The sequence below is a fragment of the Kitasatospora sp. NPDC001660 genome, assembly GCF_053596725.1.
Genome location: NZ_JBSFGU010000037.1, coordinates 50,664 through 71,275, shown reverse-complemented (window position 1 = coordinate 71,275; position 20,612 = coordinate 50,664). Strand labels below are relative to the sequence as shown.

The window sequence follows — 20,612 nt, the reverse complement described above, 5'->3', positions numbered from 1 at the left end:
GCCCCTTTTTGCCGGTTCGTCACGGATTGTCCTGAGTGGCGGAGGTCGGTTCGGCTCGGGCGTTGTGAGCTCGTCGCGCGGGGGCCGTACAGTCTGTATTCCTGCCCTGCGGTGAGCTGCACCGCGCCGGGCCTGCCTCCGCCGGACCGTCGGCGGCACACGGAAAGACGAAGCCCCGTGGACGTGCAGAACAAGGTCGACGAGATCGTCGCGGCGATCGAGAACGCCCGCTCGATGCCGATGTCGGCCTCCTGCGTGGTGAACCGGGCCGAGCTGATCGGCCTGCTCAACGACCTGAAGGCGGCCCTGCCCGCCGAACTGGCCCAGGCGCAGTCGGTGATGGCCGACCACGAGCAGGTGGTGGCCGGCGCCCAGGCCGAGGCCGACCGGATCATCCAGGGGGCGCACGCCGAGCGCGGCTCCCTGATCTCGGACACCGAGGTGGTCCGCCGGGCCCAGGCCGAGGCCGACCGGATCCTCGCCGGGGCGCGCGCCGAGGTGGACACCAAGCGGGCCGAGGCCGACGACTACGTGGACAGCAAGCTCGCCAACTTCGAGGTGGTGCTGACCAAGACGCTCGGCGCCGTCGGCCGCGGCCGGACCAAGCTGCGCGGTGACTCCAGCGTCTTCGAGGCCGAGCACGACGGCGAGCCGGACGGCGAGGAGTTCCGGCCGCAGCGGGTCAGCCCGAGCCCCGAGGTCGACGAGTACGTCGATGTGAAGCTCGCCACCCTGGAGAACGTGCTCAGCGCCACCCTGGAGGCCGTCGGCAAGGGCCGTGACAAGCTCCTCGGCAAGCGGCCGATCGACGAGCTGGGCGCCTACCTGGCCGCCGCCGACGAGGCGCAGCAGGCCAAGGAGCGGGCCGAGGCGGTCGCGGCGGGCTTCGCCGCCGATGGCGACGGCGAGGACCTCGCCTGGTACCGCGAGGACGTGCCGCAGCAGCAGAGCTGGCCGGAGCAGACCCCGGCCGCGGCCGACTGGCAGAACCCCGGCACCGACCAGTACGCGGCGGCCCAGCAGCAGGGCGGGCAGTACGCCGAGGTGTACGGCGGCGGCTTCGACCCGGCCGCCCAGGGCGACCCGTACGGAGCCCAGTGGGGCCACCAGCAGCAGGACGCCACGGGTGCGTACCCGCAGCAGCACGGGGACTACGCGGCCCAGCAGCACGGGGACTACGGCTATCCGCAGCAGCAACAGGGCTACGGCGCGCAGCAGTACGACGCCTACAACTACCCGCAGCAGCCCGCCGCCCCGCCGGCCGCGCCGCAGCAGCAGCACGGTCTGGACGAGACGAGCTTCTTCGACACCAGCATGATCGACATGACCAGGCTCCGGGAGCTCGGCGGGCGCTGACCACCGGCCCCGGGGCGGTCCTCCGGGACCGAAGTTGGGCCTGGCGGGAGTCTCCGGTAGTCTGACCACTCCGGCCTCTCCATGTCGGACTGTCGGCTTGCCCTCGGGGCGCCGACGCGCATGGGGCCTCACCGATCGATCTCCATGGAAGTCAGGACACCTTGAACCGCCTCGACCACCGCGACCCCCTCGTGTTCGACACGCACGAGCTGGGCCGTCGTCCGGGTTCGCTGCGCAAGGTCTCCCGCACCCTGGAGGCCCCCGAGGGCTTCGGGATCACCGACGTGATCGGCGTCCCGGAGAAGAGCGAGATCCAGCTGGAGCTCCGCCTGGAGTCCGTGGTCGAGGGCGTGCTGGTCACCGGCACCGCCGAGGCCCGCGTCGAGGGCGAGTGCGTCCGGTGCCTGGAGCCCGTCGAGTTCGACATCGACGTGGACTTCCAGGAGCTGTACTACTACCCGGAGTCCGACGAGCGTCACCGCGCCCGGACCGCCGGGGCCGAGGACCTCGACGAGGACTCGGAGGAAGAGACTTACCGCCTGGAGGGCGATTTCTTCGACCTCCAGCCGGTGCTGCGTGACGCGGTGGTGCTCGCACTGCCGCTGCAGCCGGTGTGCCAGGACGACTGCCTGGGCCTGTGCTCCGAGTGCGGAGCGCGCCTGAGCGACGACCCGGCGCACCACCACGACGCCGTCGACCCCCGGTGGGCGGCTCTGCAGGGACTCTCCGCCGCCCCCGGCGACGAGGCCCGCGGCGAAGCCGCTAACGGGCGGTTGGGAAACAAGAACAGCGACACCCGTGAGGGTGCCGCCGAGAACCAGGAGAAGTAGCCGTGGCTGTTCCGAAGCGGAAGATGTCGCGCAGCAACACGCGCCACCGCCGTTCCAACTGGAAGGCCGTCGTCCCGGCCCTCGTGGCGTGCGACCGCTGCCACGAGCCGAAGCTGGCGCACATCGCGTGCCCGAGCTGTGGCACGTACAACCGTCGCCAGGTCCTCTCGGTCTGATCGGCGGGGTGCACGGATCGATGTCGGACGGTAACTCCACCCGCAAGGCGTCCTCCGCCCCGAAGGGTTCTTCGGGCGGTGGCAAGGCCGGTGGGCCGGCTTCGACCGAATACGACGTCCTGGAAGGGCGCCTCGGGTACACGCTTGAGCGCGCCCTTCTGGTACGTGCCCTGACCCACCGCTCGTACGCGTACGAGAACGGTGGGCTGCCCACCAACGAGCGCCTGGAGTTCCTGGGCGACTCGGTGCTGGGCCTCGTGGTGACGGACACCCTCTACCGCGTCCACCCGGACGTCCCCGAGGGCACCCTCGCCAAGCTGCGCGCCGCGGTGGTCAACTCCCGCGCGCTCGCGGACGTCGGCCGGGGTCTGGACCTGGGCGCGTTCATCCGCCTCGGCAAGGGCGAGGAGGGCACCGGCGGCCGGGACAAGTCGTCGATCCTCGCGGACACCGTCGAGGCCGTCATCGGCGCCGTCTACCTGGACAAGGGTCTGGACGCGGCCACCGAGTTCGTCCACCGCCTGTTCGACCCGCTGATCGAGGAGTCCTCTCAGCTGGGCGCGGGCCTGGACTGGAAGACCAGCCTGCAGGAGCTCACCGCCTCGGTGGGCATCGGCGTGCCCGAGTACGTGGTCATGGAGTCCGGTCCGGACCACGAGAAGACCTTCACCGCGGCGGCCCGGGTGGCCGGCGAGGACTTCGGCAGCGGCGTCGGCCGCTCGAAGAAGGAGGCCGAGCAGAAGGCCGCCGAGAGTGCCTGGCGCGCGATCAAGGAGAAGTACGCCGACCGGCTGCCCGCCGGAGCGCAGTAGCCTTTCCTCCTGCCGATCCCTAGCCGCAGGAGGCGTTCTCCCGTGCCCGAACTCCCCGAGGTCGAGGTCGTCCGCCGCGGTCTGGCGAACTGGGTCGCCGGACGGACCGTCGCCGACGTCCAGGTGCTGCACCCGCGCGCGGTGCGCCGCCAGCCCGCCGGCGCGGCCGACTTCGCCGCCCGGCTGACCGGGGCGACGCTCGGCACCGCGCAGCGCCGCGGCAAGTACCTGTGGCTGCCGCTGGCGGGCACGGGTGCGGGTTTCTCGCTGATCGGCCACCTCGGGATGAGCGGCCAACTCCTCGTCCAGGACCCGTCGGTGCCCGACGAGACGCACCTGCGGGTGCGGCTGCGCTTCACCGACGGCGGGCGCGAACTGCGCTTCGTCGACCAGCGGACCTTCGGCGGCCTCGCGGTCGAGGAGGCCGAGGAGGGCGACCCGGAGGGGACGCCGGTCTCCATCGCGCACATCGCCCGCGACCCGCTCGACCCGCGCTTCGACGACGACGCCTTCGTGGCCGCGCTGCGTTCCAGGCGCACCACCGTCAAGCGCGCGCTGCTCGACCAGACGCTGGTCAGCGGGGTCGGCAACATCTACGCCGACGAGGCGCTCTGGCGCTCCAGGCTGCACTACGACCGGCCGACCGCGACGCTCACGCGCCCGCAGGCCGCCGTTCTGCTGGCCAGCGCCCGGGACGTGATGACCGCCGCACTGGCCGTCGGCGGCACGAGTTTCGACAGCCTGTACGTCAACGTGAACGGCGAGAGCGGCTACTTCTCGCGGGACCTCGACGCGTACGGCCGCGAGCACGAGCCCTGCCGCCGCTGCGGCACCCCGATCCGCCGGTCGGCCTGGATGAACCGCTCCAGCTACTTCTGCCCCCGCTGCCAGCGCGTGCCGCGGGCCCGCAGCGGGGGCTGAGAACTCCCGCTACTTGTGGGCGAGTTCGGCCTTCTGCTGGGCCGCCTCGCCGAGGGCGCCGTGGTCGCCCTGGCCGAAGTAGGCGACGCCGACGGCGGAGACCACCGCGAGCAGGAAGCCGACCACGCCGAGCCAGGCCAGGCCGGCCTTGGACGAGTCGCCGAGCCACAGGACGCCGACCACGCCGGGCAGCACCGTCTCGCCGACCACCAGGGCGGCCGTCGCGCCGTTCACCGAGCCGATCTGCAGCGCGACCGTGTGCACGTACATGCCGCCCAGCCCGCCGATCAGGACCGCGTACAGCGCCGGGTCGGAGAGCAGCGTGCCGAGCTGGAACGGGTCGAGGCCGTCGAGGATGCGCACGCCGATGCCCAGGCCGCCGAAGCCGAGGCCGGAGAGCAGGCCGGCGACGATCGCGCCCTTCGCGCCCATCCGCCGCACCAGCAGGCTGCCGCCGGCCAGCAGGACGGTGGTGACGATCAGCAGCCACCAGTGGAAGGACATGTCCGCGTGGTGTCCGCCCTCCGGGCCGGCCGCGACGGCCAGCAGCACCAGCGCCGAGCAGAGCACGCCGATCGACGCCCACTCCAACTGCTTGAGCCGGATGCCGAGCAGCTTGATGCTCAGCACCGCGGTGATCACCAGGTTGGCGCTGATGATGGTCTGGGAGAGGAACAGCGGCAGCAGCCGGGCGGCGAGTGCGCCCAGCAGGAAGCCGATCAGGTCGAGCGCGGAGCCGAGGATGAACTCCCAGGTGACGGCGGCCTTCGCGGTCGAGGAGAGGCTCGGCCCGCCGTGCTCGGTGATGGCGGTGGTGGCGCCCTTGGCGGCCTCCTCGCGGGCGGACCGGCGGGATCCGACGGCCTGCAGGACCGAGCCGGTGCCGTAGCAGGCGGATGCCGTCACGGCGGTGACGAGGCCGATGATCACCGAGCACTCCGATCAAGGGGTGGAAGCCACGAGGGGCGTTGGGTCAAGAACAGGCAATGGGTCCGGCGGTCCGGGACCACCGGGCCCGTCCGCACGATACGGTCAGGGCACCCCCCTCGACCGCTCCGGGCCCGCCGGAACGTACGCCCGGACGCCTGTCGCGGTTCCCGCCGATCACCCGGTTCAGGGACGACCGGGGGAAACATCATCCCCGAGGATGGGGACGGCCCCGGCGGACGGCGGGGAGTCTCACCATGACCAGTATGCGAAGGGTATGGCGTGCTTCGCCGCCAGTCGCGGTAGCGTCGGGGGTTATGAGAACCCTTGCTCGACGTTCCCGGGGCACCGGGCCGCTCGCCGTGGTCGCGGCGACGCTGCTCGGGCTTCTGCTCCTGCTCGCTCCGGCGGCCTCCGCCGCCGGCGGCCTGAGCGACGCCGCGGCCACCCTGAAGAAGGGCCAGGTCTACGTCGCCCCGACGATGCTGGACCGCTTCAGCCAGGCGCAGGCGGACGCCCTGACCCAAAAGATCGAGAAGGCCGACAAGCCGATCTTCATTGCGGTCGTTCCCGACAGCGCCAACAAGGACACCATCCTCACCGATCTGCGCACCCTGGTGGGCATCGACGGCGTCTACGGTGTCTGGCGCGGGACCGGCGGGTTCCTGGCCCACGCCGACCGTGGCGCGATGGGCGTCGGCGCCGCGGAGCGGATCTCCGGTGCCGTCGCCCGCGCCGACAAGGGCGACATCAACGCCACCCTGAACGACTTCGTCGACCAGGCCGCCCCGCAGACCAAGGGCACCGGCGTGAACCACAGCACCTCGATCGCCTGGGTGGTCATCCCGGTCATGCTGCTCGCCCTGGCCGGCGCCGGCGTCTTCTTCCTGTTCCGCCGCGCCAAGAAGCGCAAGGAGGAGCAGGCCCGCGCCGAGCTGGAGCAGCTGCGCCGCGTGGTCGACGAGGACATCACCGCCTACGGCGTCGAGCTGGAGCGCCTCGACTTCAACCCGCGTGCCGCCGACGCCGACGACGTCCAGCGCACCGACTACAGCCACGCGCTGGACTCGTACGAGAAGGCCAAGCGCCTGATGGACGAGGCGAAGAAGCCCGAGGACGTCAAGGTCGTCACCGAGACGATCGAGGACGGCCGGTTCGCGCTGGCCACCCTGGCCGCCCGGCGCGACAAGCGCCCGCTGCCCGAGCGCCGTCCCCCGTGCTTCATGGACCCGCGCCACGGTCCGTCCGTCAAGGACGTCGAGTGGGCCCCGGCCGGCGGCTCGGCCCGCAGCGTCCCGGTCTGCCAGGCCGACGCGGACCGCGTCGCGGCCGGCCTCGACCCGGCCGTCCGCACGGTCGACACCGAGTACGGCCCGCAGCCGTACTGGAACGCCGGCCCGGCCTACGCCCCGTACGCGGGCGGCTACTACAGCAGCTTCGGCGGCGGCCTGCTGCCCGGCCTGCTGGTCGGCACCGTGCTCGGCTCGACGTTCAGCAGCCCGGCCTACGCCGCGGCGCCGATGATGGAGTCCGGCCACCACGGCTACCAGGACCAGTACGACGGCGGCGACTTCACCGGGGCGGACTTCAACGCCGCGGACTTCAGCGGCGGTGACTGGAGCGGTGGCGGCGACTTCGGCGGTGGCGGCGGCGACTGGTGACCCGCTGACCTGACGCACGCCCCACTGCGGCCCCGCCGGATCCTCCGGCGGGGCCGCAGTGCCGTTCGGTCCGGGTGTGAGAACGCAACCCTGTGTGGCGTGCCGGCGCTGTGACCCCTGACACCCCCGGCCCGCTCCCGTCGGCCCCCACCGCCCTGCCCGGCCGGCCCTGCTCGATGGAGGGACCACGAGTCCGAGGGGCACGAGCCGCACGCCTTCGACCCGGCCTGGGTCTGCCGCACCTGCGGCCGCGAGGCCCGGCGCGGCGAGCTGCACCCGCAGGTCCACAGCCCGGGGTGGACGGTGGAGGGCCCCGCGCAGCTGTGAGCGGGCCTCGCGGCCGGTTAGGGTCGGGGCATGCACGGTCGAGACGCCCACAGCGAGGAACCGGTCCGGGTGACCGCCTGGGTCCGGGGAAAGGTCCAGGAGGTCGGCTTCCGCTGGTGGACCAGGGCGCGGGCGCTGGAGATCGGCCTGACCGGCTACGCGAGCAACCTCGGCGACGGCCGGGTCCAGGTGGTGGCCGAGGGCCTCGCCGCCGACTGCGAACTGCTGCTCGCCCTGCTCCGCGGCCCCGACACGCCCGGCGGCGTGAGCGGCGTGACCGAGATCTGGACCGCCGTCGGCACCGGCTACGAGGGCTTCGAGATCCGCTGAACCCAGCCCCGCCCGGGCCCGCCGGAAAAGATCCTCAACCGTCGGTGTCATACGGTTGCCATCCGGGCAGACTCGTGGTTGACTCCGCATCGAACGATGATCCACGAGCACGTGGTGGACCCGGCCCGAGACCCCCGGCGTGACGACACCGCCAGGCAGGTGACAGGGGCGCGGTAGCGTGCGGTGATCGTGTTGACCCTTTCCGTCTTTGGTGAGACGCTGGAAGCCCGCGCACACGACCGCGTTTTCCCGGTCGGCACATGCCCTCGTGAGCCCAGCTCACGATGGTTGTGCCGTAGTGCCAAACCGGCACTTCCGGTGGCGCGCCGCGCGTGCGTCCCCCTTCCCCCTAGACCTGTACCGTTCCGGTTCGGTCACTCAGCGTGGAGGACCATTCATCATGGCAAAGGCGCTTCTCGGGTACGTCGGCGGCCCCGACCCGCGAATGCTCTCCGAGATGCGACGGCTTCAGCAGCGCGTCCAGGACCTTGAAGCCGAGCTCCTTCGGATGCAGGCTGAGAACGACGCTCTCACCGCTGTCGCTGACGAGCACTCGCTGCTCAACAGCATCGATCTGGATCAGCGGGAGCCGGCTCTCACCTGAGTCCCGCCCGGTCCTCGCAGATCGACGCCGCTGTGCACTGAGCCGCCCCGAAAGGGACGCAGCATGCAAGGGACGCCCGGTTGTGGCGTCCCTTCGTCGTGTCCGGGCGGCTTCGGCCGCCCGCGTGCCGGATACAGTCGCCGTCGGGGCCCGTGACCCCCGGCGAGCGATGAGGAGACCGGCCGCGTGCACCTGAAGAGTCTGACGCTGCGCGGGTTCAAGTCCTTCGCCTCCAGCACCACGCTGCGCTTCGAGCCCGGCATCACCTGCGTGGTCGGCCCCAACGGCTCCGGCAAGTCCAACGTCGTCGACGCGCTCTCCTGGGTCATGGGTGAGCAGGGCGCCAAGTCGCTGCGCGGCGGCAAGATGGAGGACGTCATCTTCGCCGGGACCAGCGGGCGCGCCCCGCTCGGGCGTGCCGAGGTCAGCCTCACCATCGACAACACCGACGGCGCGCTGCCCATCGAGTACGCCGAGGTGACCATCACCCGGACGATGTTCCGCAACGGCGGCAGCGAGTACGCGCTCAACGGCCAGACCTGCCGGCTGCTCGACATCCAGGAGCTGCTCTCCGACTCCGGCATCGGCCGCGAGATGCACGTCATCGTCGGGCAGGGCCGGCTGGACTCCGTCCTGCACGCCGACCCGATGGGCCGCCGGGCCTTCATCGAGGAGGCCGCCGGCGTGCTCAAGCACCGCAAGCGCAAGGAGAAGGCGCTGCGGAAGCTGGACGCGATGCAGGCCAACCTCAGCCGCGTCCAGGACCTGGTGGCCGAACTGCGCCGCCAGCTCGGTCCGCTCGGCCGGCAGGCCAGGATCGCCCGCCGCGCCGCCGGCATCCAGGCCGACCTGCGCGACGCCCGGCTGCGGTTGCTCGCCGACGACCTGCTCACCCTCCGCAAGGCCGTCGAGGCCGAGATCGCCGACGAACTGGCGCTGCGCCTGCGCCGCACCACCGTCGAGCAGGAGCTGGCCCGCGCCGTCCAGCGCGAACGCGTCCTGGAGGCGCAGGTCGAGCAGCTCGGCCCGAGCCTGGAGACCGCCCGGCAGACCTGGTACCGGCTCTCCGCGCTCGCCGAGCGCACCCGCGGCACGATCGGGCTGGCCGAGGCGCGGGCCCGGCACGCCGTCGCCGGGGGACAGGGCGAGGAACGGCGCGGACGGGACCCCGAGGAGCTCGAACGCGAGGCCGAGCGCGTCCGCGAGGAGGAGGCCGCGCTCGCCGAGGCGCTGGAGGAAGCCCAGTACGCGCTGGCCGAGGCGGTCGAACGCAAGGGCGAGCTGGAACGCGACCTGGCCGCCGAGGAACGCCGGCTGCGGGACGCCGCCCGGGCCATCGCCGACCGCCGCGAAGGGCTCGCCCGGCTCCACGGACAGGCGGTGGCCGCGCGCTCCAAGGCCGCGTCGGCGCAGGCCGAGATCGGCCGGCTCACCGAGGCCAGGGACGAGGCGCTGCTGCGCGCCGAGGCCGCGCAGGGCGAGTTCGAACAGCTGCAGGAGCAGGTCGACGGCCTCGCCGGGGACGACGAGCGGGCCGACGACGCCCACGACGACGCCCGGGAGCGGCTCGCCGCCGTCGAGCGCGACCTCGCCGCCGCCCGGGAGGCCGCCGGCGCCGCGGAGCGCGAGCGCGCCGGGCTCACCGCGCGCCACGAGGCGCTCGCGCTCGGGCTGCGCCGCAAGGACGGCAGCGGCGCGCTGCTCGCGGCGGGGGAGCGGCTGGGCGGACTGCTCGGCCCGGCCGCCGCGCTGCTGCGGATCGTCCCCGGTCACGAGATCGCCGTCGCCGCCGCGCTCGGGGCCGCGGCCGACGCGGTGGCCGTCGACTCGCCGGCCGCCGCCGTCGCGGCGCTGCGCCTGCTGCGCGCCGACGACGCCGGGCGGGCCGCGCTGCTGATCTCCGGTGTGCCCGAACCCGCCCCCGCCGAGCCGGAGTTGCCCGCCGGCGCCCGCTGGGCAACCGAACTGGTCGACGGCCCGCCCGAGTTGATCGCCGCCGCGCGGACGCTGCTGGCCGGGGTGGCCGTCGTCGACACCCTCGACGACGCCCTGCACCTGATCGGCGAGCACCCCGCGCTGAGCGCCGTCACCGCCGACGGCGACCGGCTCGGCGCCGGCTTCGCCCAGGGCGGTTCCGGCGGCGCGCCGAGCCTGCTGGAGACCCGGGCCGCGGTGGACGAGACGGCCCGGGCGATCGACGAACTCGCCCTCCGCTGCGTGGAGTCGGCCGGACGCCTGGCCGAACTCACCGAACGGCGCGGCGAGGTGGTGGCCGAGGTGGAGCGGCTGTCCGCCCAGCGGCGGCAGGCGGAGAAGGAACGGGCCCAGGTGGCGGGCGCACTCGGCCGCCTCGGCGGGCAGGCCCGCGCCGCCGCCGGGGAGGCCGAACGGCTGGCGGCCGCCGCCGCGCGCGCGGAGGAGGGCCTGGCCCAGTTGCTGGCCACCGCCGAGGAACTGGCCGAACGCCTGGCCGCGGCCGAGCAGTCGGCGGACGCGGGGGAGGACGAGCCGGACCCGGCCGAGCAGCAGCGACTGGCCGAGGCCGCCTCGGCCGCCCGGCAGGCCGAACTGGAGGCGCGGCTCGCCGTGCGCACCCACGAGGAGCGGGTCCGCGCGCTGGCCGGCCGGGCCGACCAGCTGGACCGGGCCGCCCGCGCCGAGCGCGAGGCGCGCGCCCGCGCCGCCGAGCGCCGTCGGCGCGCGCAGCACGACGCCGGGGTGGCGAACGCCGTCGCGGCGGGTGCCCGGCAGCTGCTGGCCTGCCTGGAGGTGTCGCTCGCCCGTGCGGACGCCGGGCGGGCGGCCGTCGAGCGGGAGCGCGTCGAGCGCGAGACCGAGCTCCGGGAGCACCGCGAGCACGGCCGGGGCCTCAAGGAGGAGCTGGACAAGCTGGTCGACGCGGGCCACCGGGACGAGGTGCTGCGGGCCGAGAAGCGGCTGCGGATCGAGCAGCTGGAGGCCAGGGCGCTGGAGGAGTTCGGCATCGACGGCGGCGAGCTGCTCGCCTCGTACGGGCCGGACCAGCCCGTCCCGCCCTCCGCGGCGCCGGCCGCTGATGTCGCAGTGCCCGAGGAGGGGCAGGAGCCGGGGAAGCCGTACCCGTACGTGCGGGCCGAGCAGGAGAAGCGGCTGCGGGCGGCCGAGAAGGCGTACCAGCAGCTCGGCAAGGTGAACCCGCTGGCGCTGGAGGAGTTCGCCGCGCTGGAGGAGCGCCACCGGTTCCTCGGCGAGCAGCTGGACGACCTCAAGCGCAGCCGGCGCGACCTGTTGGACATCGTCCGGGACGTCGACGAGCGGGTCGAGCAGCTGTTCACCTCGGCCTACCACGACACCGCGGCCCAGTTCGAGGGCGTCTTCGCCCGGCTGTTCCCGGGCGGCGAGGGCCGGCTGGTGCTGACCGACCCCGACAACATGCTGACCACCGGGGTCGAGGTGGAGGCCCGCCCGCCGGGCAAGAAGGTCAAGCGGCTCTCCCTGCTCTCCGGCGGCGAGCGCTCGCTGACGGCCGTCGCGCTGCTGGTGGCGATCTTCAAGGCCCGGCCGAGCCCGTTCTACGTCATGGACGAGGTGGAGGCGGCGCTGGACGAGACCAACCTGCGCCGGCTGATCGGGATCATGGAGGAGCTGCGGGATAGCTCCCAGCTGATCGTGATCACCCACCAGAAGCTGACGATGGAGTCCGCGGACGCGCTCTACGGCGTGACGATGAAGGGCGACGGCATCTCCCAGGTGATCAGCCAGCGCCTGCGGGAGGAGCACCGCGAACGCGGACCGCGTGCGGTGCGACCTCGGCGGCGAGAAGAGGCGGGTGCCTCCGGGCCCACGGGTTGAGGCGCAGGCCGATGCCGGGGCAGATGCCCTCGGACGCGCCCCAGATCACGGATACTGGGTGAGTTGTGACCCCTCCCCCTCGCGTGCGAGGGGGCTTCTCACTCAGCCGTCGAACGACCTCGTGACGGCCAGGCCCTGACCGGTGCCGGACGGCACATCGGCCAGCGCAGGGGAGGCGGGGACGCTCGTGCGTCGGTGACCGAAGGATCACTCGATCGAGGGACCCAACGAAGGAGAATTGCTTATGGAATACGTGATCCTTGCCGTAGTCATCGCCGTGGTCGCCATCGGCGCGATCGCGGGCCTCGTCGTTTCCGGCAGACGACGCCGGCAACTGCCCCCGAAGTCGCAGACGCCGGTCATCACGGCGCCGCCGACCACCCCGAGCGAGCCCCAGGTCGGTGAGGAGGCCGCGCCGCCGACCGAGGAGCCGCGACGCACCGTCGAGGAGGTGCAGCTCCCCGAGGGCCCCGAAGGCCCCGGGACCGTCGAGGTCGTCGAAGCTCCCGAGGCCATCGAGGTCGCCGAGGCCGAGGTGGCTCCGGCCATCGAGGTCCCCGAGCCCACCGCCGGCCGGCTCGTCCGGCTGCGCTCCCGGCTCTCCCGCTCGCAGAACTCGATCGGCAAGGGCCTGCTCTCGCTGCTCTCCCGCGAGCACCTCGACGAGGACACCTGGGAGGAGATCGAGGAGACCCTCCTGACCGCCGACGTCGGCGTGGCCCCCACCCAGGAGCTGGTCGAGCGGCTGCGCACCCGCGTGAAGGTGCTCGGCACCCGGACCCCCGAGGAACTGCGCGGACTGCTGCGCGAGGAACTCGTCGAGCTGATCGGCAAGGACGCCGACCGCACGGTCCACTCGACCAAGCACGAGGAGGGCCCGGCCGTCGTCCTGGTCGTCGGCGTCAACGGCGTCGGCAAGACCACCACCACCGGCAAGCTGGCCCGCGTCCTGGTCGCCGACGGCCGCAAGGTCGTGCTCGGCGCGGCCGACACCTTCCGTGCCGCCGCCGCGGACCAGCTGCAGACCTGGGGCGAGCGGGTCGGCGCGCGGACCGTTCGCGGTCCCGAGGGCGGCGACCCGGCCTCGATCGCGTTCGACGCGGTCAAGGAGGGCATCGCCGAGGGCGCGGACACCGTCCTGGTGGACACCGCCGGCCGCCTGCACACCAAGACCGGCCTGATGGACGAGCTGGGCAAGGTCAAGCGGGTCGTCGAGAAGCACGGCCCGGTGGACGAGGTCCTGCTGGTGCTCGACGCCACCACCGGTCAGAACGGCCTGATCCAGGCCCGGGTGTTCGCGGAGGTGGTCGACATCACCGGCATCGTGCTGACCAAGCTCGACGGCACCGCGAAGGGCGGCATCGTCGTCGCGGTCCAGCGGGACCTGGGGGTCCCGGTCAAGCTGATCGGCCTCGGCGAGGGCGCCGACGACCTGGCGCCGTTCGAGCCGGGCGCGTTCGTGGACGCGCTGATCGGGGACTGAGCCTCCCCGTACGGTGAAGGGTCCGCTCCCGCTGGGGGCGGGCCCTTTCCGCTGCTCTCAGGAGGCCATCCAGGCCGGTTCCGCGGAGCGCTCGCGGCCGCGGTGGCAGGCGTAGGCGAGGGTGCCGAGCAGCAGACGGGCCTCGGGCGGGCAGCCCGCGTTGTCGCGGGTGGGGCGGCGTAGCCAGCGGACCGGGCCGAGGCCGGGCAGGAGGGTGGGCGGGGCGGCGACGTAGCTGCCCTCGCCGTGGCAGGTCAGGTCCAGCGCGGCGTCGTCCCAGCCCATCCGGTACAGCAGGTCGGGCAGGCGCCGGGCGGTGCCGGGGGCGACCAGGAACTGCAGCCGCCCGGTGGGGGCGGCCAGCACCGGGCCGACCTGGGTGCCCATCCGCTCCAGCCGGACCAGCGCCTGGAGGCCGGCCTGCTCGGGGACGTCCAGGACGTCGAACGCGCGGCCGGTGGGGAACAGGACGGAGCCCTCGGCGTCGGCGGTGCGCGCGGTGGCCTCGCCGCCGGGCACGGGGTGCAGACCGGGGGCGGCGCAGCGGGCGGAGCCGCAGTGGCACGTGGCCGGGGCGGCGCCGACGGCCCGGCCGACGACGGCGATCGCCCAGCCCCAGCGGCCGGTGTACTCCGCGGCGGCCTGGGACGCGGTGACCTTGGTGCGGCGGCGGGCGCCCAGCGGTGCCAGCCGCAGGTTCCCCAGTCGAAGTTCGCCGAACAGGTTGTCCATGCCTCCCCCAACAGGTTCTCGTTGCCGATGGTTACGGGACGGTGACTTTGTGTTGATTGTCCGTTGCGTGGTGCGTCGTGTGGATGCGGCGCGCAGCGCGTGGCGCGCGCCCTTTGCGGTGGTGCGCCTCGGGCGCCGCCTTGTGGCGGCTGTTCCGATGCCGGATCGTCGTGTCCGCGAGGCGGCCGTCGAGCTGGAAGGGCGGCAAATTCGCCGGTGGCTGCGGTGGACCGTCGGGACTGCCGAGACTGCTCGGGGACTTGGCGGCCCGCATATGCCGACCGCCGCGACTACCTAGTGAAGCGTGTGCCTCCTCGCTTCGGTTCACTCCTGGGGGTGGCGAAAGGTGGCGTTTCGCCAGGGGCGCTCCCACGGGCCCTCCGCGGGGCATTACGTTCAGGACACGGACGTCGCCGGGGAGTCAGCTCCGAGCCGTCGGGACACGGGAGTTGAGCGAACTGGTGCTCCGTCCCGGACCGTGGCGCACCGGTACGACAAGCAGTACGGCGGCACCACAGCACGGCACGTCCGGCAAGAGCCCGCAACCGTCGGGCGGTCACGATCGGGGGCCCTCCGGGGCCGGGCGGGATGGGACGTTCCCATGGCAGACAAGCAACCCAACGAGAAGCTGACCACGTGGTTCGCCCGCAGCGGCTGGTCCAAGGGGGAGTTGGCCCGCCAGGTCAACCGCCGGGCCCGGCAGATCGGCGCCCACCACGTCTCCACCGACACCTCCCGGGTGCGCCGCTGGCTGGACGGCGAGCAGCCGCGCGAGCCGATCCCCAAGATCATGTCGGAGCTCTTCTCCGAGCGCTTCGGCTCGGTCGTCTCGATCGAGGACCTCGGGCTGCGCGCCGCGATCCCGGTCTCCACCGTCGGCGGCGGCGTCGACCTGCCGTGGAGCGCACCGCAGACCGTCCAGTTGATCAGCGACTACTCCCGCAGCGACCTGATGCTCAACCGCCGGGGCTTCCTCGGCACCTCGCTCGCCCTGACCGCTGGCGCCGCGCTGATCGAGCCCATGCAGCGCTGGCTCGCCCCCGGACCGACCGGCCCCACCCCGATCCTGACCGCGGCCAACGGCGGCGAGCCGTTCACCGGTCGGCTCTCCGAACCCGAGCTCGAACTGCTGGAGCAGACCACGGTCATGTTCCGCCAGTGGGACGCGCAGAACGGCGGCGGGCTGCGCCGCAAGGCCGTCGTCGGCCAGTTGCACGAGGTCACCGACCTGCTCCAGGAGACGTACCACGAGCACACCACCAAGCGGCTGTTCCGGCTCACCGCCGAACTCGCCCACCTGGCCGGGTGGATGTCCTACGACGTCGGCATGCACCCGAGCGCACAGAAGTACTACGTGCTCGCACTGCACGCCGCCAAGGAGGCCGGCGACCGCCCGTTCGGCGCGCTGATCCTCACCGACATGAGCCGCCAGATGATCCACCTCAACCGCGGCGAGGACGCCCTGGAGCTGATCCACCTCGCCCAGTACGGCAGCCGCGACACCGCCACCCCGCGCCAGCAGGCCCTGCTGTACGCGATGGAGGCGCGCGCGTACGCGACCATCGGCGAGGTGAACCGCTGCGCCCGGGCCGTCCGGCTGGCCGAGGACACCTTCACCGACATCCGGGAGGGGGACGAGGAGCCGGACTGGCTGAAGTTCTTCTCGCCCGCCGAGCTGAACGCCGAGAACGCGCACTCCTTCCGCGACCTCGCCTACCACTCCGACAACGCCGAGCTGTACGCGTCGATGTCCGCGCCGGTGATGGAGCGCGCGGTGGACCTCTTCCGCCAGGACGGCGACCACGTGCGCTCGTACGCCTTCAACCTGATCGGGATGGCCAGCGTGCACCTGCTGCAGAGGGAGGCCGAGCAGGCCGCGGTGATGGCCGAGCAGGCGGTGGACATCGCCACCAAGGTCCGCTCCGAGCGGCTGAACTCGCGGGTGCGCAAGACCACGGAGGTCGCGGCGGCCCGGTTCAAGGGCGTGGACGCGGTGAGCAGGCTGAAGGAAAGAGTCGTCCAGGACATCCCGGAGTACGTCTCGGTGGTCTGAGCACGCCGCCCTCGTCGGACTCACCGACCGTGACGGCCGCCGCCACCACGGTCGGTGGCGTTCGCGGCACCGGGCGTGGCGCGCGGCGGCACGGTAACCCATCCGGGCCAGTGGCGGGGCCGTGGTTCACGCAGGTGTAACCCGCGCGTCGCACGTGTCACGGCTGTGAAACAACCGGCCGCACTGGCCGAAACCAGCCTTCGGCACTCTCCTCTTCATCGCCGACACCCCGGGTGGCACGGGACAGGTACCCGGGTGGTGGATCGGCTTTCACGCAGAGGAGACGCCGATGCCGGACGGCTTCAGCGCGGGCGACACCGCCTTCGTGCTCATCAGTGCGGCCCTGGTCATGGTGATGACCCCGGGCCTGGCCTTCTTCTACGGGGGCATGGTCAGGGCCAAGAGCACACTGAACATGCTGGCGATGAGCTTTCTCTCGCTCGGCATCGTCAGCGTGCTCTGGGTCCTCTACGGGTACTCGCTCAGCTTCGGGCCCGACGCCGGCGCCGGTCTGATCGGCAACCTCGACTTCCTCGGGATGCGCGGGATCGGCCTGAACGAGCTGACCGGCACGATCCCGGTCACCGCCTTCTCCGCGTTCCAGCTGATGTTCGCGATCATCACCCCGGCGCTGATCAGCGGCGCCATCGCGGACCGCGCCAAGTTCGCCGCCTGGGGCCTGTTCGTCGCGCTCTGGGTGAGCATCGTCTACTTCCCGGTCGCGCACTGGGTCTTCATGGTGGACGGCGGCAAGGGCGGCTGGCTCGGCGACCGCAACGGCGTGATCGACTTCGCGGGCGGCACGGCCGTGCACATCAACGCCGGTGTGGCCGGACTCGCGCTCTGTCTGGTGCTCGGCAAGCGGATCGGCTTCAAGAAGGACCCGATGCGCCCGCACAGCCTCCCGCTGGTGATGCTCGGTTCCGGCCTGCTGTGGTTCGGCTGGTTCGGCTTCAACGCCGGCTCGGCGCTGGCCGCCAACGGCGTCGCCGCGATGGCCTTCGTCAACACCCAGGTGGCGACCGGCGCCGCGCTGGTCGGCTGGCTGGTCTTCGAGAAGCTCAAGCACGGCGCGTTCACCACCCTGGGCGCCGCCTCCGGCGCGGTGGCCGGCCTGGTCGCCATCACCCCGGCCTGCGGCTCGGTCAGCCCGCTCGGCGCGGTGGCGATCGGTCTGATCGCGGGCGCGGTCTGCGCCGCCGCCGTCTCCCTCAAGTACCGCCTCGGCTTCGACGACTCGCTCGACGTGGTGGGCGTGCACGCGGTCGGCGGTGCGATCGGCTCGCTGCTGATCGGCCTCTTCGCCACCGGCGGGGTCGGCCAGAGCGCCAAGGGCCTGTTCTACGGCGGCGGGCTGGACCAGCTCGGCAAGCAGGCGATGGGCGTGGCCGTGGTCGCGGCGTACTCCTTCGTCATCTCCTGGCTGCTGGCCAAGGCGATCGACAAGACGATCGGCTTCCGGGTCGCCGAGGAGGTCGAGGTGGCCGGCATCGACCAGGCCGAACACGCCGAGTCCGCCTACGATTTCAGCGCGGTGGGCGCCGGTCTGGCCCGGGCCCTCGCCCCGGTCGCCGGCTCCGTGACCGCCGAGCCCGCTGCCGCGAAGTCCGCTGCTGTGAAGACCACCGAGAAGAGCGAGGTCGACGCCCGATGAAGCTCATCACCGCCGTGATCAAGCCATACCGCCTGGACGAGGTCAAGGCCGCCCTGCAGGCCTTCGGGGTGCACGGGCTGACCGTCACCGAGGCCAGCGGCTACGGCCGCCAGCGCGGACACACCGAGGTCTACCGCGGCGCCGAGTACACCGTGGACCTCGTGCCCAAGGTCCGGATCGAGGTCCTGGTCGAGGACGACGACGCCGACGACCTGATCGACGTCCTGGTGAAGGCGGCCAGGACCGGCAAGATCGGCGACGGCAAGGTCTGGAGCATCCCGGTCGACACGGCCGTCAGGGTCCGCACCGGCGAGCGCGGACCGGACGCGCTCTGACCACACGACACCGCGGGCGGGCCTGCGATCCCCAGGGGTCGCAGGCCCGCCGACGGCGTATCGGCGTCCGGCCCGCCCGCCGGCGCCACCCCGCTCAACCGCCCGACGGACGGGACCCCGCATGACCACCGAGACCAGTCCTTCCGACTACGGAGCAGCCAGGGCCGCGCTGCTCGCCGCCCCCGGCCCGGCCGGCCGCGCCCGCCGCGCCGCGCTCGCCGAGCTCACCGACGACTGGCTGACGGGCCTGCTCGCGTCCGCCGGCACCCCCGCCGGGGTCGCCCTGGTCGCCGTCGGCGGCTACGGGCGCGGCGAACTGTCCCCGCGCAGCGACCTCGACGTCCTGCTGCTGCACGCCGGACGGATCGACCGGGAGCTGCCCGAGCGGATCTGGTACCCCGTGTGGGACTCGGGCGCCTCGCTCGACCACTCGGTGCGCACCGTCGCCGAGGCCCGCTCCGTCGCCGCCGCCGACCTCAAGGCGCAGCTCGGCCTGCTGGACGCCCGCCACATCGCCGGGGACGAGTCCCTCACCGCCGCCCTGCGCTCCGCCGTCCTCGCGGACTGGCGGGCGAGCGCCCCGGCCCGGCTGCCCGAGCTGCGCGAGCTCGGCCGGGAGCGGGCCGAACGGCACGGCGAGCTGTCCTTCCTGCTGGAGCCCGACCTCAAGGAGGCCCGGGGCGGCCTGCGCGACGTCGTCGCGCTCAACGCGGTCGCCGCGACCTGGCTCGCGGACGCCCCACGGGACGGCCTCGACGCCGCCGCGCTGCGGCTGGCCGACGTCCGCGACGCGCTGCACCTGGCCACCGGCCGGGCCACCGAGCGGCTCAGCCTCCAGGACCAGGACCAGGTCGCCGAGCGGCTCGGCGTGCTGGACGCCGACGCGCTGCTGCGCCAGGTCTACGAGGCCGCCCGGACCATCGCCTACGCGAGCGACGTCACCTGGCGGGCGGTGGACCGGGTGCTCGCCGCCCGGGCCGGCCGGGGTCGCCGGGTGGCCCGGCTCGCGTTCCCGTTCAGCGGCGCCGGGCGCGGCGCGGGCGCGGTGGCCCGCGGCGCGGTCGAGCGCCGCCCGCTCGCCGAGGGCGTGGTCGAGCAGGACGGCGAGGCGGTGCTCGCCCAGGGCGCCCGCCCGGCCGCCGACCCCGTCCTGCCGCTGCGCGCCGCGGCCGCCGCCGCGCAGAACGGGCTCACCGTCTCGTACGCGACGGTCCGCAGGTTCGCCGCCGAGTGCCGCCCGCTGCCGGTGCCCTGGCCGGACGAGGCGCGCGAGCGACTGGTCACCCTGCTCGGCGCGGGCGAGGCGGCCGTGCCGGTGTGGGAGGCACTGGAGGCCGAGGGCCTGGTCACCCGGCTGCTGCCGGACTGGGAGCGGGTCCGCTGCCGCCCGCAGCGCAACGCGGTGCACCGCTGGACGGTGGACCGGCACCTCGTGGAGACGGCGGTGCGGGCCGCCGCGATGACCCGCCGGGTGGCGCGGCCGGACCTGCTGCTGGTCGCCGCGCTGCTGCACGACATCGGCAAGGGCTGGCCCGGCGACCACAGCGAGGCCGGCGAGGTGATCGTCCGCGACGTCGCCACCCGGATGGGCTTCGACCCCGAGGACACCGAGACCCTCGCGGTGCTCGTCCGCCACCACCTGACCCTGATCGACACCGCCACCCGGCGGGACCCGGACGACCCGGCCACCGTCGAGGCGATCACCAAGGCGGTCACCACCCTGCCACGCCTGGAACTGCTGCACGCGCTCACCGAGGCGGACGCGCTGGCCACCGGCCCGGCGGCGTGGAGCAGTTGGCGCGCCTCGCTGGTGGAGGGCCTGGTGTCCCGGGCCGCCGCCCAGCTGGCCGGCGGCCCGGCCGCGTCGGCCGAGGCGGCGCCCACGGCCGAGCAGGAGCGGCTCGCCGTCGAGGCCGCGCGCACCGACGGCCCGGCGCTGGCGCTGCTGGCCCAGGCCGGGGCGGCGGACCCGGGCACCGAGCCGATGGGCGTCGAGCTGACCCTGGCCGTCCCGGACCGGCCGGGGCTGCTCGGCACGGTCGCCGGGGTGCTCGCGCTGCACCGGCTGACCGTCCGCTCGGCGGGCCTGCGCGAGCTGGATCCGGTCGGCGCGGGTCCGGTGCTGCTGCTCACCTGGCGGGTGGCCGCCGAGTACGGCGAGCTGCCGGAGGCGGCCCGGCTGCGTGCGGACCTGCGCCGGGCACTGGACGGCTCGCTGGACGTCACCCGCCGGCTCGCCGAGCGGGACGCCGCCGCCCCGCGCCGCCGGGGCATCCTGACCCCGCCGCCGCTGGTCGTGGTCGCGCCCGCGGTGGCCTCGGCGACCGCGACCGTTCTGGAGGTCCGCGCGCACGACGCCCCCGGGCTGCTGCACCGGATCGGCCGGGCGCTGGACGAGGCGGGCGTCCGGGTGCGCACCGCGCACGTCTCGACGCTCGGCGCCGACGCCGTCGACTCCTTCTACCTCACCGACGAAGCGGGCCGCCCGCTCACCGCCCGGCGGGCCGCGGAGGTGGCGGAGGCCGTCCGCGCGGCACTGGGCTGAACGGGCGTGAGGCAGGGGTGGAGACCGTACCCGGG

16 protein-coding genes are annotated in these 20,612 nt (G+C 73.5%); 14 read left to right on the top strand and 2 right to left on the bottom strand.

The features are described from left to right. The first annotated feature begins 177 nt into the window (after nt 1-177). From ACWCXH_RS30015 to mutM, 5 genes are all read left to right on the top strand, one after another. Nucleotides 178-1,356, top strand: a complete 1,179-nt coding sequence (locus tag ACWCXH_RS30015) for a cell division initiation protein (protein WP_449804618.1) — start codon at nt 178-180, stop codon at nt 1,354-1,356. Between the two features lie 161 nt (nt 1,357-1,517). Then, complete coding sequence (locus tag ACWCXH_RS30010) at nt 1,518-2,186, top strand: YceD family protein (protein WP_449804617.1); 669 nt, start codon at nt 1,518-1,520, stop codon at nt 2,184-2,186. A gap of 2 nt (nt 2,187-2,188) precedes the next feature. Further along, nucleotides 2,189-2,362 carry a 50S ribosomal protein L32 gene (rpmF, locus tag ACWCXH_RS30005; RefSeq protein ID WP_035866499.1) on the top strand — a complete coding sequence of 58 codons (174 nt, stop codon included), beginning with the start codon at nt 2,189-2,191 and terminating at the stop codon, nt 2,360-2,362. Between the two features lie 20 nt (nt 2,363-2,382). Further along, complete coding sequence (rnc, locus tag ACWCXH_RS30000) at nt 2,383-3,174, top strand: ribonuclease III (protein ID WP_449804616.1); 792 nt, start codon at nt 2,383-2,385, stop codon at nt 3,172-3,174. Nucleotides 3,175-3,216: 42 nt separating this feature from the next. After that, nucleotides 3,217-4,095, top strand: coding sequence for a bifunctional DNA-formamidopyrimidine glycosylase/DNA-(apurinic or apyrimidinic site) lyase (gene mutM, locus ACWCXH_RS29995; protein WP_449804615.1), 879 nt, complete (start codon nt 3,217-3,219; stop codon nt 4,093-4,095). Between the two features lie 9 nt (nt 4,096-4,104). Here mutM and ACWCXH_RS29990 read toward each other — a convergent pair whose 3' ends face one another. Further along, nucleotides 4,105-5,025, bottom strand: a complete 921-nt coding sequence (locus ACWCXH_RS29990; protein WP_449804614.1) for a hypothetical protein — start codon at nt 5,023-5,025, stop codon at nt 4,105-4,107. Between the two features lie 314 nt (nt 5,026-5,339). Here ACWCXH_RS29990 and ACWCXH_RS29985 point away from each other — a divergent pair, with 314 nt between their 5' ends. The 5 genes from ACWCXH_RS29985 (at nt 5,340) to ftsY (ending at nt 13,258) form a co-directional block, all read left to right on the top strand. After that, on the top strand, nt 5,340-6,683 hold the full coding sequence (locus ACWCXH_RS29985; protein WP_449804613.1) for a hypothetical protein: 1,344 nt from the start codon (nt 5,340-5,342) through the stop codon (nt 6,681-6,683). Between the two features lie 357 nt (nt 6,684-7,040). Next, nucleotides 7,041-7,340 carry an acylphosphatase gene (locus tag ACWCXH_RS29980; RefSeq protein ID WP_449804612.1) on the top strand — a complete coding sequence of 100 codons (300 nt, stop codon included), beginning with the start codon at nt 7,041-7,043 and terminating at the stop codon, nt 7,338-7,340. Nucleotides 7,341-7,740: 400 nt separating this feature from the next. Next, nucleotides 7,741-7,944: a hypothetical protein gene (locus ACWCXH_RS29975; protein ID WP_045702518.1), complete on the top strand. Its 204-nt coding sequence runs from the start codon at nt 7,741-7,743 to the stop codon at nt 7,942-7,944. 186 nt (nt 7,945-8,130) lie between these two features. After that, nucleotides 8,131-11,775: a chromosome segregation protein SMC gene (gene smc / locus ACWCXH_RS29970; RefSeq protein ID WP_449804611.1), complete on the top strand. Its 3,645-nt coding sequence runs from the start codon at nt 8,131-8,133 to the stop codon at nt 11,773-11,775. A 244-nt stretch (nt 11,776-12,019) separates the two neighbouring features. Then, nucleotides 12,020-13,258, top strand: a complete 1,239-nt coding sequence (gene ftsY / locus ACWCXH_RS29965; RefSeq protein WP_449804610.1) for a signal recognition particle-docking protein FtsY — start codon at nt 12,020-12,022, stop codon at nt 13,256-13,258. Between the two features lie 57 nt (nt 13,259-13,315). Here the strand turns inward: ftsY and ACWCXH_RS29960 are convergent, their stop codons facing one another. Beyond that, nucleotides 13,316-13,990, bottom strand: coding sequence for a bifunctional DNA primase/polymerase (locus tag ACWCXH_RS29960; protein WP_449804609.1), 675 nt, complete (start codon nt 13,988-13,990; stop codon nt 13,316-13,318). A 601-nt stretch (nt 13,991-14,591) separates the two neighbouring features. Here ACWCXH_RS29960 and nsdA point away from each other — a divergent pair. From nsdA to ACWCXH_RS29940, 4 genes are all read left to right on the top strand, one after another. Continuing rightward, nucleotides 14,592-16,043, top strand: a complete 1,452-nt coding sequence (gene nsdA, locus ACWCXH_RS29955) for a transcriptional repressor NsdA (RefSeq protein ID WP_449804608.1) — start codon at nt 14,592-14,594, stop codon at nt 16,041-16,043. A gap of 289 nt (nt 16,044-16,332) precedes the next feature. Next, entirely contained in the window at nt 16,333-17,697 is a 1,365-nt protein-coding gene (locus ACWCXH_RS29950) for an ammonium transporter (RefSeq protein WP_449804607.1), read from the top strand. Next, a complete protein-coding gene (locus tag ACWCXH_RS29945) occupies nt 17,694-18,032 on the top strand; it encodes a P-II family nitrogen regulator (protein WP_449804606.1) in 339 nt (112 codons plus the stop codon). Before ACWCXH_RS29950 ends, ACWCXH_RS29945 begins: the two co-directional genes overlap by 4 nt. A gap of 121 nt (nt 18,033-18,153) precedes the next feature. Continuing rightward, complete coding sequence (locus ACWCXH_RS29940) at nt 18,154-20,577, top strand: [protein-PII] uridylyltransferase (RefSeq protein ID WP_449804605.1); 2,424 nt, start codon at nt 18,154-18,156, stop codon at nt 20,575-20,577. Nucleotides 20,578-20,612: the final 35 nt, after the last annotated feature.

Excerpts from the sequence above, each read along its gene's own strand:
- rnc (WP_449804616.1), top strand. The coding sequence starts at position 2,383 with ATGTCGGACGGTAACTCCACCCGCAAGGCGTCCTCCGCCCCGAAGGGT.
- ACWCXH_RS29985 (WP_449804613.1), top strand. The coding sequence starts at position 5,340 with ATGAGAACCCTTGCTCGACGTTCCCGGGGCACCGGGCCGCTCGCCGTG.
- ACWCXH_RS29980 (WP_449804612.1), top strand. The coding sequence starts at position 7,041 with ATGCACGGTCGAGACGCCCACAGCGAGGAACCGGTCCGGGTGACCGCC.
- ACWCXH_RS29975 (WP_045702518.1), top strand. The coding sequence starts at position 7,741 with ATGGCAAAGGCGCTTCTCGGGTACGTCGGCGGCCCCGACCCGCGAATG.
- ftsY (WP_449804610.1), top strand. The coding sequence starts at position 12,020 with ATGGAATACGTGATCCTTGCCGTAGTCATCGCCGTGGTCGCCATCGGC.
- ACWCXH_RS29960 (WP_449804609.1), bottom strand. The coding sequence starts at position 13,990 with ATGGACAACCTGTTCGGCGAACTTCGACTGGGGAACCTGCGGCTGGCA.
- nsdA (WP_449804608.1), top strand. The coding sequence starts at position 14,592 with ATGGCAGACAAGCAACCCAACGAGAAGCTGACCACGTGGTTCGCCCGC.
- ACWCXH_RS29950 (WP_449804607.1), top strand. The coding sequence starts at position 16,333 with ATGCCGGACGGCTTCAGCGCGGGCGACACCGCCTTCGTGCTCATCAGT.
- ACWCXH_RS29945 (WP_449804606.1), top strand. The coding sequence starts at position 17,694 with ATGAAGCTCATCACCGCCGTGATCAAGCCATACCGCCTGGACGAGGTC.
- ACWCXH_RS29940 (WP_449804605.1), top strand. The coding sequence starts at position 18,154 with ATGACCACCGAGACCAGTCCTTCCGACTACGGAGCAGCCAGGGCCGCG.